Source organism: Aliivibrio sp. S4MY1, assembly GCF_028765545.1.
Classification (GTDB): Bacteria; Pseudomonadota; Gammaproteobacteria; order Enterobacterales; family Vibrionaceae; genus Aliivibrio.
In genome coordinates, this window is record NZ_JARACP010000021.1 from 39,888 (window position 1) to 54,703 (window position 14,816).

The 14,816-nt window shown below is 39.3% G+C and carries 15 protein-coding genes; 7 read left to right on the top strand and 8 right to left on the bottom strand.

What is annotated here, in order from left to right; translation table 11 throughout:
• Positions 1 to 284: 284 nt before the first annotated feature.
• From PVK71_RS17910 to PVK71_RS17935, 6 genes are read right to left on the bottom strand one after another with little or no spacing between them, the layout of a single operon-like run.
• Complete coding sequence (locus PVK71_RS17910) at positions 285 to 1,976, bottom strand: BatD family protein (RefSeq protein WP_274421876.1); 1,692 nt, start codon at positions 1,974 to 1,976, stop codon at positions 285 to 287.
• 5 nt (positions 1,977 to 1,981) lie between these two features.
• On the bottom strand, positions 1,982 to 3,874 hold the full coding sequence (locus PVK71_RS17915) for a VWA domain-containing protein (RefSeq protein WP_274420444.1): 1,893 nt from the start codon (positions 3,872 to 3,874) through the stop codon (positions 1,982 to 1,984).
• Positions 3,867 to 4,832: a vWA domain-containing protein gene (locus PVK71_RS17920; RefSeq protein ID WP_274420446.1), complete on the bottom strand. Its 966-nt coding sequence runs from the start codon at positions 4,830 to 4,832 to the stop codon at positions 3,867 to 3,869. Before PVK71_RS17920 ends, PVK71_RS17915 begins: the two co-directional genes overlap by 8 nt.
• Complete coding sequence (locus PVK71_RS17925) at positions 4,825 to 5,358, bottom strand: DUF4381 domain-containing protein (protein ID WP_274420448.1); 534 nt, start codon at positions 5,356 to 5,358, stop codon at positions 4,825 to 4,827. The genes PVK71_RS17920 and PVK71_RS17925 overlap by 8 nt, the downstream gene beginning before the upstream one ends.
• Positions 5,358 to 6,329: a DUF58 domain-containing protein gene (locus tag PVK71_RS17930; RefSeq protein ID WP_274420450.1), complete on the bottom strand. Its 972-nt coding sequence runs from the start codon at positions 6,327 to 6,329 to the stop codon at positions 5,358 to 5,360. The genes PVK71_RS17925 and PVK71_RS17930 overlap by 1 nt, the downstream gene beginning before the upstream one ends.
• A 17-nt stretch (positions 6,330 to 6,346) precedes the next feature.
• Positions 6,347 to 7,303 (bottom strand): AAA family ATPase, encoded by a 957-nt coding sequence (locus PVK71_RS17935; RefSeq protein ID WP_065593597.1) that lies wholly within the window; start codon positions 7,301 to 7,303, stop codon positions 6,347 to 6,349.
• A 192-nt stretch (positions 7,304 to 7,495) separates the two neighbouring features.
• Between PVK71_RS17935 and PVK71_RS17940 the strand changes: the two genes are divergently transcribed.
• Positions 7,496 to 9,409, top strand: a complete 1,914-nt coding sequence (locus PVK71_RS17940) for a methyl-accepting chemotaxis protein (protein WP_274420451.1) — start codon at positions 7,496 to 7,498, stop codon at positions 9,407 to 9,409.
• A gap of 79 nt (positions 9,410 to 9,488) precedes the next feature.
• A complete protein-coding gene (locus tag PVK71_RS17945) occupies positions 9,489 to 9,686 on the top strand; it encodes a restriction endonuclease subunit S (protein WP_274420452.1) in 198 nt (65 codons plus the stop codon).
• Between the two features lie 84 nt (positions 9,687 to 9,770).
• Here PVK71_RS17945 and PVK71_RS17950 read toward each other — a convergent pair whose 3' ends face one another.
• Positions 9,771 to 10,475, bottom strand: coding sequence for a DUF445 family protein (locus tag PVK71_RS17950; RefSeq protein ID WP_274420453.1), 705 nt, complete (start codon positions 10,473 to 10,475; stop codon positions 9,771 to 9,773).
• Between the two features lie 147 nt (positions 10,476 to 10,622).
• On the opposite strand from PVK71_RS17950, the gene PVK71_RS17955 reads away from it, so the two are divergent.
• The 3 genes from PVK71_RS17955 to PVK71_RS17965 are packed head-to-tail and all read left to right on the top strand — an operon-like array spanning position 10,623 to position 12,069.
• On the top strand, positions 10,623 to 11,048 hold the full coding sequence (locus PVK71_RS17955) for a hotdog fold thioesterase (protein ID WP_274420455.1): 426 nt from the start codon (positions 10,623 to 10,625) through the stop codon (positions 11,046 to 11,048).
• A 20-nt stretch (positions 11,049 to 11,068) separates the two neighbouring features.
• Complete coding sequence (locus PVK71_RS17960) at positions 11,069 to 11,893, top strand: HDOD domain-containing protein (protein WP_274420457.1); 825 nt, start codon at positions 11,069 to 11,071, stop codon at positions 11,891 to 11,893.
• A gap of 2 nt (positions 11,894 to 11,895) precedes the next feature.
• Positions 11,896 to 12,069 (top strand): hypothetical protein, encoded by a 174-nt coding sequence (locus PVK71_RS17965; protein WP_274420458.1) that lies wholly within the window; start codon positions 11,896 to 11,898, stop codon positions 12,067 to 12,069.
• A 14-nt stretch (positions 12,070 to 12,083) separates the two neighbouring features.
• On the opposite strand, the gene PVK71_RS17970 is transcribed toward PVK71_RS17965, so the two are convergent.
• A complete protein-coding gene (locus PVK71_RS17970; RefSeq protein WP_274420460.1) occupies positions 12,084 to 13,067 on the bottom strand; it encodes an integron integrase in 984 nt (327 codons plus the stop codon).
• A gap of 334 nt (positions 13,068 to 13,401) precedes the next feature.
• Between PVK71_RS17970 and PVK71_RS17975 the strand changes: the two genes are divergently transcribed.
• Together PVK71_RS17975 and PVK71_RS17980 are read left to right on the top strand one after the other, a co-directional pair.
• Positions 13,402 to 14,049 carry a hypothetical protein gene (locus PVK71_RS17975; RefSeq protein ID WP_274420462.1) on the top strand — a complete coding sequence of 216 codons (648 nt, stop codon included), beginning with the start codon at positions 13,402 to 13,404 and terminating at the stop codon, positions 14,047 to 14,049.
• Between the two features lie 235 nt (positions 14,050 to 14,284).
• The gene (locus tag PVK71_RS17980; RefSeq protein WP_274420465.1) at positions 14,285 to 14,719 is read left to right on the top strand and encodes a hypothetical protein; all 435 of its coding nucleotides are present in this window, start codon (positions 14,285 to 14,287) and stop codon (positions 14,717 to 14,719) included.
• The last annotated feature ends 97 nt before the right edge of the window (positions 14,720 to 14,816 follow it).

Sequence of the window (14,816 nt, forward strand, 5' to 3'; positions counted from 1 at the left end):
GTGAACATTTGATAGGTTGATAATTGTGTTTTCTGACTCAGATGTCAATGGTAAATGAAAGATAGTGCGAGAATACATAGATTATTATGTGAATATTTGAGGGAGATCGTTTGCGCAAAGAAGCAAAGCCTCAGGTAATAGATTAATTTGCACTATAAATAAAGAAGTGAGAGCAGATAAGGGGTACAGAAAGATTAAGGGTACATAAAGCGTCAGAATCAAAGGTGAAAAAAAGGCGGACAATTAAATGCTGTTCCGCCTTAAAATAAGGAAATTAAAATTCGTTATAATCTTTCAAGTTCAGATATTGGGTTTGATGACTGACTTGTCGATGATAATTTCTTTTCGATATCGCTAATTATTTGTTTTGTAGAGCTATTGCTCGTATTTCTTGCATATTGTTGTTGGCTTAATTGTGTGATGAGTTCTTTAATAACAGCAACGTCAATCCCTTGTTTAGCCCACTGGTCATTGTGGTCTGCAAGGATCTGATGAGCAAGAATTGTATTATTTTGTTTTAAAGCAGAGATAAGTGCTTTACTGCCATTACCTATCACTATACTTTTTTGATTGGTAGATGTGTTTATTGCCTTTACTTTTGTTCGGCTTATTGCCCAACCAATTGCCGTTAATATCCATAAAAGAGCAAAAGCGAGTGTAGTATATGGCCAAAAACCATGATCAACTTCACGCTTTATTGTGGTTTCTGGTTGAGCATTTGTTTGGCTCTCGATCTTTTGCTCATTAACTTGAGTACTTGGTGTTACTGTTAACGTCAGTGAATCGAGTGTTGCTGTCTCAGATTTTCGTGTAGTGCTGTTCCACCACTGAATCGAAACTGCAGGTAATTTAACCGTGCCACCTGTATGAGGGATGATTACTTGCTTAATGGTCATCACACTATTGCCTTGGCTGTCTTTACCTATTAGGGGTTTCTCATCGTACATGCGAACCGATTTAGGATAATCAATATCAAGCTTTGGTAATTTCTCTGGTGGGACATCTTCCATCATTAGGGTTATTTGACGAGTAATAGCAGTGCCTGCTTCTATTGTGGTATTTGATAATGGTTTACCATCAACTAACCATTGTTGCCCTAATTTTAAATCCGTAGTCGGTAACCAAGTGCCAGTGAAATCAGCAGGTTTTGCTAATACGGTTAATTGATACTGTTTAGGGGTAATGTTTAGTGGGATTAATTTGGTGCTACGACCATAACGTTCGGTTTGAACTAATCCACCCGTAAAAGCTAAGCCATCAAAGCTTAATTGACCAGCTTGATTTGCACTAACACTAAACGCTTGTTCAACCACGGTTGCTTGCAGGCCATCAATCACGGTTTGATATTGTTTGCTTTCACCAATAGGAGAGAACTCGATACCATTCCCTTGTGGAGTAATGATGTTAGGATCTTTTAAACGACGAATATCGGCAAAGATAGCAATCTTGGCATCAAATTGAGCAGTCTCACCTTCATACAATTCATCTTTTGTTAGCTCACCGCTTACTTTAATTACGTCACTGCTCTTTGGAGCTGTGGCGTCTTTAGTTACACGAATCGTTATTGGATTAGTTTGCTCACCAGCGACATTCATACTCGGAATGGTTAACGAGCCCATTTTGGTTGGAATGATAGAAACAGTCCATTGACTGTACTTACTTGTATTACCATTATTATTCAAATAGGATTCTTTAAAACCAATTTGGCCACTGCGAAAATCTGGTGCAAGTTGGCTAGGGTCAAATGTACTTTGATCTACACTTTTATCAATAGACACCATTAATTGAATTACTTCGTTTTCAGTGATTTGATTTTTACTCACCGTCGCAATGGCTTGAGCGTAACTTGCCGAAATACCACTAACGCATAAGGTCGTAAATAAGATCACTTTTTTGATTAGCGTTGTCTTTTTCATAGAAGCCTTCATTGTCGAACTCTTTACAGTAGAGTAGGGACTGATTTGTCTTATACTCATTTTTATTACCATTCATTCTCAGAAGCTTGTGGTGCTTCTTGTTGTTTTGCTTGCAGATACAATAGGGCGCGCAGCAGTTCATCTTCTTTTGCGCCAGATTGCTCTAATTTTTGTAGACGAGGATCGGTTTTAATGGCGTCACTGTCGGCTTTTGCTTGTTGTGATTGCATTTGAGCTTGTCGCTCTTTTTCTTCGTCCGATTTAGGTTGTTTATCTTCTTTATCACGAGCTTGTGCGGCTTGCTCTTTGTCTTTCTTCTCTTGTTCCTTTTTAGCTTGATCTTTTTGTTGCTGCTCTTGAGAAGAAGCATCTGACTTATCTTGTTTATCAGACTGTGATTTATCATCCGATTCAGATTCATTTTTCTGCTGATTCTGCTGATTCTGCTGATTCTGCTGATTCTGCTGTGAATCTTGAGATGAGTCTGAAGATTGCTCAGAGCCTTCTTTGCTGTCTTTATTCTCTTGGTTTTGTTTATCTTGTTTTTTATCTTGCTTGTCGTCTTTATTTTGATCCGATTGTTTATTTTTATCGTCTTGCTGTTGCTGTTTTTGCTCTAGCGCTTTATTGACGATATCAAGATTCTTCTTCGCATCTTTCATATCAGGGGCAGTTTTTAATAAAGACTCGTACTTCTCTTTTGCTTCTTCCAGTTGACCATTTTGCGCTAAAGCATTAGCAAGATTATATTGAGATTGAGTATCTTCAAGACCCGTTAGGCTCTCAATCGCGCCTTTATAATCTCCAGCCTTATATTGAGCGGCTCCTTTCCATTGTTTGGATTTGAACTGCTCACTTGCTGCTTGATAATTCTTTTGCTCAAATTGTTGATGTGCAGTGTAATCATCAGAAAGCAATGTAGTTGATAGTTCAGTACTTGCCATGGATTTATCAACTGGCAACAACACAAATAGAAGCGCTAAGAACATTCCTTTTCTAAAACAAAGCAGTGAGAACAGTACCAATGGGAAAAGCAGCCAATAACCATGATTAGCACGGCTGTTCACTTGAGTCTCACTGTTTTGTGTTACTTGCTCTAAAGGCGTTTTGGTTAAGCGTGCAATGGTTTCAATATCACTGTTATCCGACTGAATAAGCTGCGCTACACCATTGGTTGCTTGCGCCAGTGTTACTAGTGGGTCGGAATCCAGTGTAGCGACAACCGTTTTACCTGAAGCATCGGTGAGCAACTGACCAGAAGGTAATTCAATTGGCGCGCCATTTTTAGTTCCTATACCTAATAAACTGATGCGCCATTTGGTGCCTTTAACGCGACTCATCACTTTATCGAGCTGTTGGTTTGAGATCCCATCAGTCAAAACAATGATGTCACCTTGTTGATGGCCTGATTTGGTCATCATTTCAATACTTTGTTCAACCGCGGCTAACAAGTTACTGCCTTTACCTTTATAAGGCATGATCTCTGGCGATAGATTCGTGATTAAGTTATTAAGCGTTTGGCTATCTTCAGTTAGTGGGCTCACTAAGTAACTGTCTGCACCATAAGCGACTAACCCTGTCATGCCTTCTTTCCAATAGGGCAGTAGATCTTTTGCTTTGTATTTCTCTTGGGTTAGGCGATTCGGTTTTACGTCGGTCGCATACATAGAGCGAGACATATCCATCACGAGTACTCGCGCACCAGAGAGCTGAAAACTCGGCGAGTCTTTATAACCAAAACTTGGCCCCGCGAGGGCGGTAGTCACACATAACCACGCGAGAACTAAGCCAAGCGTAAAGCCATTGCCTTGTGTCTTTTGAGTCATTCCCAATTGCTTGGCAATGTGCGGAGCAATCAACCCTGTGGTGTTTTTGTTTTTACGTTGGATTAAAACCAATACCGCAAGAGGGATAAGGGCTAAAAACCACAGTGGATAGAGAAAAGTAAAATTAGCCATGACGCTTTCTTATTCCCACAATAATAAAGAAGAAAAATAGATAGCCCATTAACGGGTAGCGGAACCACTCTTCATGTGGTCGCCAGGTTTGTGTTGCTTGAGTAATGGGCTCTAGTTTGTCGATGGTTTGGTAGATCTGTGCTAGCTCATCGGCATTACGTGCACGGAAATATTGCCCGCCCGTCATGGTTGCGATTTCAGTCAAGGTTTTCTCATCCAAATCACGCGCAGTATTGACGGTTTGTTTACCAAAGAAACCACGAACTTGCATTTCACCGGCACCAATGCCAATAGTATAAATCTTGGCGTTATTGTCTTTGGCAAGTTGCGCTGCTTCTAATGGCTCTAATACACCGGCAGTATTTCCACCATCACTGAGTAGAATAATCGTGCGTTGCGGAGCATTGCTTTCAATAAAGGTTTTGGTCGCGAGCCCTAAGCCTTCACCCATTGCAGTCATTTGTCCGACTAAACCAAGAACTGTACGATCCAGTTGTTCTTCGACTGTTTTTCTATCAAAGGTGAGTGGGGTTTGTAGATAAGCGTGATCGCCAAACAGTACTAACCCAAGACGGTCGCCTTTACGCTCATCAATAAAATCAGACACGACTTTTTTAACTGCGGTTAAGCGATCTACAAAATCACCGCTCTCAGTTTGCATATCTTCTTCCGCCATTGAGCCAGACAAATCGACCACTAACATCATGTCACGGTGTTCTGGCTGAATATCAACCGGATCGCCATACCATACCGGACGAGCTAACGCGGTAATCAATAACAGCCAAGCGACAGACAATAAACCGATATTAATGCGTTTATTCGGTTGCTTATATTCCCCTTGCTCTGGCAGTCGAGGAAGATGAATAGCAGTACCTACGTCTTTTTCAGGCACAAAAAAGTAAAACAGGAAGGGAATAGGTAATAAAAACCATGCCCACCACCAAACGAATTCAAGCATGTTGATGTCCTTTTGTTGATGTTGTCGCTATTACTTTTTTTACCGGTAAAGCATGAGATAGCCAATAACGCACATCATCATAGAAACGTTGTTGATTAGTTTCTGATAAAGGCTGTTGTCCGTATAAAGCTAGTTCTAACATTTCTGCACGAGATGAGAAATGAACATTGGCTTGTTTTTTCACGGGGAGTTGCTGCTCAACAAAATGCCACCACGCTAGCCCATGCAGTGATGCAATGCGCTCACGAGGAAAGTGACTTAACGCGGCTTGTTTTAATAAACGCGCAATGTCACTGGTTTGTTGTGGTGTTAGCTGCGATAACTGTTGTAAGGCAAGTCGTTTTAATACGCTTTTTTGACGTTGACGACGTATAAACCAAACTACGGCAATAACCAGTAATAACATACAGACGATAAGCCCATGCCCCGTGAGAGATAACCCCCACGATGGCGCAGCAGGTAAATGAATATCCGCCAATGGCAATACATTGCTTGCTGGTGCTTGTTGGGTTGAAGATAAAGACATTACATGACTCCTTTATCTTGTTGTGATGGATCTTGTGAAGACGTCAGTTGCGATAATAACGGCAAGCCTGAAGACAAGCTGTGTAATTTAATACCCAATTGCATCGCCATATTTTGAACATAGGCTTTATGAAGATTAGCTTGTTGTTCTAATGCCTTTTTCGTCGACGATGAAGAGAAATCAAGCCATGCAGAACGTTTGTTATCAGAGACATATTCTGTGCCATTAAAACGCGTTGAGCCTTGTTCTAAAGGATCACTTATCATCACAAACTGAATACGATTATGTTTACTTAGTTGGCTGAATATTGCCTTACACTCATTGGTCAGGGCATAAAAATCGCTGATAATCACAATCTCACTGCCTTTAGGACATAAACGTTGCAACTGGCTTAACCCTTTAACAAATGAGCTGACTTGTTGCGCTGTATCCTGAGGTTCAGAGTTACTATTGGTGTTATGTTTCTCAATGATTTTTTGAAGAAACTGTAACACGACCTTCTGACGAGAAGAGGGCTTGCAATCGAGCGTTGAAATGCCATCAAAGATGATCCCACCGACGCGATCTTTTGCTGCTAACGTTATCCAACTTAATAAACTAGCAAAATGCGCAGCTTGTACAGATTTAAATAGCAGTTGAGAGCCAAAACGCATAGTGTCACTGACATCAATAAACAGCATGATTGGTTGTTCACGCTCTTCACTGTAGAGCTTGGTGTGAGGTTTCCCGGTACGTGCGGTCACGCGCCAATCAATCGAGCGAATATCATCGCCCGGTTGGTATTGACGTACTTCTGAGAAATCCATGCCGCGGCCTTTTTGTCGGCTTTGGTGACTGCCATTCATTTTTGACCACACAGATTGAGACGGCGGTAGCCACTGTAATGAATGGTTTTTGTAGTGAACCAATTCATTAAGTGACAAGGTAACGCCATTACTGTGTGGTGGCAGCGATAGAGTAGTCTTTTTCATATAATTACTTTACGACGTTAAGAAGCCGCAACCATTTGTAATAATCGTTCAACCACTTTATTTGCAGTTGTCCCTTCCGCTTGTGCTTGGAAGCTTAACAACAGACGGTGACGTAACACAGGGTAAGCCATCGCTTGCACATCTTCAGGGCTAACAAAATCACGACCTGCTAACCACGCATGTGCACGTGCACAGCGATCAAGCGCTAACGTTGCACGAGGACTCACGCCCATCTCTAATTGTTTCGCTAAGTCTTGGCAGTATTGTTCTGGCTTACGAGTCGCCATCGTAATACGGATAATGTATTGCTCAATCTCAGGCGCCATATAAATCGACAACACTTCTTTACGCGCTTTAAATATTTCACTTTGCGCTAAAGGCTGTGGTTTCTCAGCTTGTTCACCTAAGGCTTCACCACGGTTTAAACGCAGAATCGCCAATTCGTCTTCAGCGCCCGGATAATCAACATCCAAATGCATTAAGAAACGGTCAAGTTGCGCTTCTGGAAGAGGGTATGTCCCTTCTTGTTCAATTGGGTTCTGTGTCGCCATTACCAAAAATAGCTCTGGTAATTGATACGTATTACGACCTGCAGTGATCTGTTTTTCAGCCATTGCTTCTAACATTGCCGCTTGCACTTTAGCAGGGGCACGGTTGATCTCATCGGCTAACACCAATGAATTAAAGATAGGACCCGGTTGGAAGGTAAACTCTCCGGTCTCTTGGCGATAAATATCCGTCCCCGTTAAATCTGAAGGCAAGAGATCTGGGGTAAATTGAATACGGTGGAAATCCCCTTCAATAGAATCGGCCAAAATTTTCACGGCACGCGTCTTAGCAAGGCCAGGAGGACCTTCAACTAAAATGTGGCCATCAGCAAGAAGGGCTATTAATAACTGCTTCACTAATGCAGGCTGACCAATGACTTGAGATTCAAGATAAGTTTGTAATTGTTGAATTTTTAACGCTGGCATATATCACCCATTTTCTGGATTACGTAGTAATTATTTCTTTGTGACCGATGAAAATCACATTAGTTCCTAATAATATGAGGTTTAATTATGATTATTCAACTATTTAGCGAATGAATTAAATTGTAACTATTTATTAAAGAAATGTGGTTGGTAGTCGTTATATAAAAGGTCTATTTTAGCTGTGGAAAAATTATGATTAATCTAACAATAAAACAGAAACTCGTAACCGGTATCGTAATCGCGATTATTGCATCGACTTCACTTGTGGGTATTGTTGCCCAAAAAAAAGCATTCGAAACACTAGATGAGCGTTTAACCACTCTCGAACTACCAACCATTCTCAACCAAATAGGCGGAGAGGTGGATAAAGAAGTCGCGGTGATCTCTTCTGCGGCAGAGCAAATGGCCAATAACAGTTTCATTATTGATGCCATTTCTGATCCAACAACTTCTCCTGAAAACCAAACCATTCTTATTAAGCAATTGAATCAATTAAAGCAGCAGTATCAATTGAATGACGCTTCGGTCGCTAACCGTAATAATGCGTATTATTGGAACCAAGATGGATTTTTACGTCAATTAAATCAACAGCAAGATGGTTGGTTCTTTGGGTTTACTCAAGGTGGCCCTGAGCGAATGCTAAATGTATTCACAGAGCAAAACGGTGAGGTTAAACTCTTTGTTAACTTTCAACAATTGAATGGCGTATCTATGGCTGGTTTTTCAAAATCACTCGATGACATGGTAGCGCTGCTTAATGGATTCACAATAGAAAAAACCGGGTTTGTTTATTTAATGGATGGTAATGGTGACATTAAGATCCATAAAAGTAATAGCATTATGGGGAAACAATCGATTAGTGATGTGGTTGGTTCTCAAGAAGCCTCAGTTTTACTTACCAAACAGAGCTTCAATTTAAGCCGTATCAACAAAAATGGAAAAGAGATCTTTATAGCCTCTCATTATATCCCATCAATGGAGTGGTTTATTGTAGCCGAAGTGCCCGTTGATGAAGTATTTGAAAGCCTTTATGCCTCAACTCAAGACATTATTATGTGGATTGTGGGCATCATTGCGGTATTTATAACGTTGGCAATTTGGGGCGCAGGCTCAATTACTAATAAGATTAAAGAGCTAGCACGCCGTTTCTGTGAACTTGGCGAAGGTGAAGGAGATTTAACTCATCGTATCGAAGTCAAAGGTAACGATGAGATTGCTGAGCTATCAAAAGGCTTTAATGGATTTGTTGAGAAAATTCATGCAACGGTTTCTGAAGTTGTTGAAACTGGGCATGTACTGCATACCACTGCTGAAAATGTTGCACTTAAAGCAACATCAACACGTGATAACAGTGAAATGCAGCGCGATCAAACCCTGCAAGTAGTAACCGCTATTAACCAAATGGGGTCAACAATTCATGAGATCGCCTCTAATGCCGCAAGCGCAGCGCAATCAGCAAGTAAGGCAGAAGTAAGCACGCAAGAGGGTCGTCAAACCGTTATTGAATCTCGTGATGCAATTACGCAACTTGAAGGTGATTTAGTTCAAGTGAGCCATGTGGTGGAACAACTTGCAGGAACCACACAAGACATTGGCTCAATCCTAGATGTAATTCGTGGTATTTCAGATCAAACCAATCTATTAGCATTGAATGCAGCCATTGAAGCCGCACGCGCTGGTGAACATGGACGTGGATTTGCCGTGGTTGCTGATGAAGTCCGTCAACTAGCAAGCCGCACTTCAGAATCTACCGATGAAATTCAGAAGATGATTGATCAGTTGCAAACTGAAGCACAGAATGCTGTAACAGCAATGGAAGCAAGCCATGCAGTAACCGCGCGTGGTGTTCAATCAGCAGATACTGCAACAGATGTTTTAGCAGGAATTGCGTTAAGTATCACCGATATTTCAGATATGAATACGCAAGTTGCCACTGCAACAGAAGAGCAATCAACCGTGGTGTATACGATTAATCAAAATATCGAAGAGATTAATGGTATTAATGAGTTAACCACGGCAACAGCTCAAGAACTTGCCGATTCAAGTCAGCAATTAAATGCGCTTTCACAACGATTAGATCAATTAGTTGGTGCATTTAAAGTATAAGCGCTCGCTTAGGTTTACCTTTTTATGCGATTTCTTGTAGAATAACATCAGTTGTTTTATATGAATTGAGAAAATAATCATGAGTGATTTTGAAAAAGAACTGCAAGATATGATTCAGCAAGAATCGGATAAACCTGAAGTGGCATTGCCCTCAATCGAAGAGCAAAAAGCGATTGTTGCAGAGCTAAAGCGTCTTGAAGAAGCAGGAGAACTAACTCCTGAAGCGTTAGAAGCGCACTTTGGCAAGTTTAACGCAACACAAGCTCCGCTTCACTAATTAATAGAAGTGATCTGTTGTTATCCGATACCTAATAAAATGCCAGCATTCGTGCTGGCATTTTTGTATTCGATGAAATGAAGATTAGATAAGCGTTGAGAGTAAACCAATCACGCCACCAAAGATCCCGCCCCAAACAACAAGCCAGCCTAGGTGCTTCTTAATCATATCCTGCACCATTTCTTTCACTAATTTTGGTGTCAGTTCATTTAATCTTTGATCAATAATCTCTTCAATCGTAATTTGGATGTCATCCATCATTGCTGGGCTTTCCAGTTCTTCTTTTAAAGCCTGCTTAAATTGATCTTGCTGACTTATTTCTGTAATTGAAAACTTCATTTTCTCGATGAAAGGTTCACGCATCGGTTGAATTGCTTCGCTACCCCCCATCATTGCTAGCATGCCGCCAAATTGAGAGTTCATAATGACTTCGACCAGAGAATCAAACGCCGGCGATAAGTCAATTTTTTCAATCACAGGCTCTAGATTAATGTTAGTCGCCGATGCCATTTCTTTTGATAAAAACTTATCTACGTTAGTTTTAGTGAAAAATTGCTCCATCATTAAACGTTTAATACTGGCTTTAAATTCTTCGAATCGTGCAGGAATAACACCAGAGCCGTATAATCCCGGTACCTTCTCAAACAACATATGAATGGCAAGCCAGTTAGTAAGCGCACCAGAGAAGGCAAATAAGCCAATATAGTACAGAGTATTTTGTTGCATGTAGTAACCGATTGCTAACAAGAGTAGTGAGATTAAATTAGTGATCATGCTTTTATTTAACATATAAAGCCTATGTAGATAGAAGAAGAAAATTTTGTGAAGTTTATCAGCTACTAAAAGCTGACAACAAGTGAAAATGTGTTTTTGATCTGGATTGTTGAGTGTAAAATGGCACAAGACACAATAAGCACATGCACTAGAGGCTAAGTTATGAGTATTTGGAAGCGTCCGATGGATTTGGCTATATTAAACGCCACATCTCGTAATACATTAATGGAAGTATTAAATATCGAATATTGCCATTACGATGCAGATTCTATTACAGCATCAATGCCTGTAAATTCCGTGGTGCATCAACCGTTAGGAATGCTACATGGGGGAGCTTCTGTTGCGTTAGCTGAGTCTGTTGCATCTATTGCTGCTAACTGGTGTATCGATGAAACAAAATATTGTGTAGGGTTGGATATTAATGCCAATCATATTCGAGCAGTCCGAGAAGGCACTGTTTACGCTAAAGCAAAACCGGTGCATTTAGGTGCAACCACTCAAGTTTGGCTAATTGAAATTAAAGATCAACGAGAACGCTTAGTTTGCACCAGCCGCTTTACGGTTGCTGTGATGAAAAAGAAAAAGTAGCGACTGTTGTGGAGAAGAAAATGGAACAAAATGAAATTTTAAGTCATGCTCATGAGCTACCAAAGATCCCTAAAGTGATCCGTGAGATGATGGAACTTGTGAATGACCCAGAAGTAGAACTTCAAGAGTTATCTCGTACTATTTCAATGGAACAAGTGGTTAGTGCTCGTGTTATTCGTTTAGCGAACTCTGCACATTTTTCTCGTGGTAAAAGTGTGTCATCAGTTGACCAAGCGGTTGTTCGTCTTGGACTTGAACCATTAAAAACACTAATTATTGCATCGTCATTAGTCAGTGCATTTCCTTATGTTGAAGTGATAGATTTAGAAGAATTTTGGCAAGAGACATTTGAAGTTGCTATATTAAGTAAGGCTATTGCTCAAAGTTGTGATGTAAACCCTAATGCTGCTTTTACGGCTGGTATGCTGCATAATATCGGTGATTTAATGATTTACACGGTGATGGCAGATCAAGTTCCGGCTATTTTTGAAAAAATGGAAACGGGCAGTTCTAAAGTGTCAGCGCAACGCTCAACCATTGGTACAGATAGTGCCATTCTTGGTTCAAAATTGGCTGAGAGTTGGTCTTTTTCTGACGAGTTGGTATTTGCTATTTCTGAGCAATATGAACCAAAAATTGATAATATTTATTCACCTTTAGCTGCAACAGTACGTTTAGCCAATGCAATTAACCGTCATTGGGATGAGCTTGTTACTATGGATGCAAAATCGGTTTGGCTTTCTGAGCAAATTGAAGCGGATATTCTGTCTGTTGATGGAACTATTACTGAAAAAGTCGATGCAGTGAAAGGTTCGGGCATTGAAATGGTTAGATTGGTAATGTAAACATGCAAAAAGAGTGGATGTTATCGGCACTGATTGGTGCTTTTTTTGCCATTGTTTCATATTTAGCCCCTGATTTTATTGTTAGTAAAGTTTTGGTTATTATCTCAGTGATTTTTTTGGCGAAAGCAGTAAAAGCTATTTTTTACTCATTAAAGCATCGCCAATATGATATGTAGTTTTTAGAAATTATTTAGTCAAAATCGAGTGGACTCTTTGTCCCTGAAAAGTGCAAACCAATTACATGCGTATAAATTTGGGTCGTTTTGATATCAGAATGACCCAATAATTCTTGTATTGTTCTTAAGTCACCTCCACGCTCTAAAATCCTTGTAGCAAAGCTGTGTCTAAACGTATGACTGCTGGCTTTTTTGTCTATTTTTACAGTTCTGATCGCTGTTGTTACTTGTTTTTGTACACTTCGATCTAGTATGTGATGTCGTCGCCGCTTTCCTGAACGGGGATCTTTACTGATTTGTTTTGATGGAAATACATACTGCCACCCATAGCTTTTGGCTCTATGTGGGTATTTATCTGCAATAGCAAAAGGAAGGTAAACTTCATCATCACCATTAATAGCATCCATTTGATGTTGTTGTTTTACAAAGGATAATTGTATTTTAAGTTCTTTTATTATACTTTCAGGAAGTACGGTTGTTCTGTCTTTGTTACCTTTTCCGCTACGTACAGTGAGTGTTTTGTGTATTAAGTCAATGTCATCAACTCTTAAGCGCAAAGCCTCATTAATTCGTAGCCCACTACCATACATAAGTTGTGCAATGAGCTTTGTCGGATGCTTTAGTTCGTTTATTACAGCCATTGCTTCATTGTGAGTAAACACTGTTGGCAGCTTAGTCGCTTTTTTTGAGCGCTTAAAATCTAAGCTATCAACAGATTGTTGTAAAAACTCTCGGCATAAGAAAACTAGAGCATTTAATGCTGTTTTTTGAGTATTGGGAGATACATTTTGTTTTACAACAAGATGATCAAGATATTCAGGAATATCAAAAGCATCAATAGCATCTTTTGATGTGTAATTATTGTGCCGAATAAAACAGCTTATCCAGTAGATGTATTGTTTTTCGGTATTGTAGGCCATTGCACGGCTACGTATGAAAATTCGTATTTGGTCAGTGAAGCGTTGTGAGTCTGGTTTAAGATCTAGTGGGATGTCCATGATTGTAACTTTATTGGTGAATAGATGATGATTGAATTGTAGTTGCTGAAATTTGGCCTGCAATGTGGGTTCGCATATTTGTAAGGCATATAGAATTTTGTTGGAATTGTTATTTTAATCAATTACATGGAGCAAGATCAAAAAGTGGGATATACGAACCATTATCGTATATTGTTTGTTTATTTTATGGAATTTTGGCTGTTAGGTAGTTGGTTTTAAAGTAGAATATGGTGTTATTGTGGTGGTGGAATATATTCGGTAGAGATTACGAATGTGATGGGTATAATTAAATGTTATGTAACAAAATCAGGTTCTTATATAATTTTGAGGTTTTATGGCTAATTCTATTTTACCACTTATAGATATTTATCCGGTTAGTGAATCTGGATTTGAAGGAACAGGTTATCTGCACTCTATAATAGAATCCGCGGATGATTATGCCGATTTTATCGCTTATAGGCGCTCACACGGAGGTATACAAGAAGCTGTTGCGGATGAACTTAGTTTGGCAAAATCCTATAAACAGTGTAAGCGACAAATGCTGTATTTAAAGGATGTTCCAAGTATAAATAAATATAGAAATGATCCTGAAAATTGTTGTCTCGACGCTGTAGAAAAAGAACTTCGGAATAATGGACAGCAATTATCACAAGGCCAAAAATTATTTCATGGTGGAATTTTTCCTCTTACAGATATTAATGGTGAGCCAATTTTAGATACTGAATTTGTATTATCAAAACCATTATCAACATCTTTTTGCTCTATGATTGCAGCTTCAAATGCAGATACGCATCATTCTCGTCATTTGTGGATTATCACTATTTCTGAGTCATGCAAGTTACCTGCATATGTTTTCAGTAATGCATCAAATCAAGCCTTAGGCTATGAATTGGAGGTGCTTTTAGGTACAGGAGCTAAAGTTAAATGCTTGAATGTCCGGGAAAATATTTATTTTGATGTTTTGGAGGTAATTGTTACATAACAAATGCATCAACACGATTTGCTACATTCGGCATTGTAGGTTTGTCTTTGGTTTTTGTGTTTATGGCGGTAAAATTCAGTTTAATCTGCATAGTAGCAAACGTGTTATGCAGGCGTTATGCGAATTTTTTTGGGTGTAATAAACTTTGGTTGATGAAAATCTATGCGATTATGTAAAGATTGAGACTTAATCTTAAGTTTTAATATTTAAGTATTTATCTCATTTTGGAGTTATTATGGGGTTTGTTGTTGCAGTTATTTGTGGTTTGTTATTTGTTCCAATGTATCAATCAAAAATGACAAAGGGTCAATTAGGTGTAGGTAAAACATTTTGGTTTTTTGGGGTATTTATGATAAGCCTTTTGATTTTTTTATCAAAAGCTTATGTGGAATATCAAGGTGCCGTCGATAGTGGTAAATATCTAGGGGCGGTAAAAACTGTATTCATCTTTATTGGGTTTTATTGCTTCTTTGTATTCTTAGGTATTTGGCGCTCAGCAAAAGAATTACGACTACGAAAGAAAATTACAATGAGATGCTTTTCAATTTTCGTTTTGGGTATTACATTTCTTTCGCTATTTTTTAGCCTGGCGTATAGCTTTATTATTATATTTACTATTTACTTAACTTTTAAATTCAGAAAATCAAATGGAACTAGGAACTGTACTTAAGTGAAAAACTGCTAGTTCATTCGCATAACAATTGCATCAACACGATTTGCTACACTCGGCGTTGTCAGTTTGCCTTTAATTTCAGTGATTAAGGCAA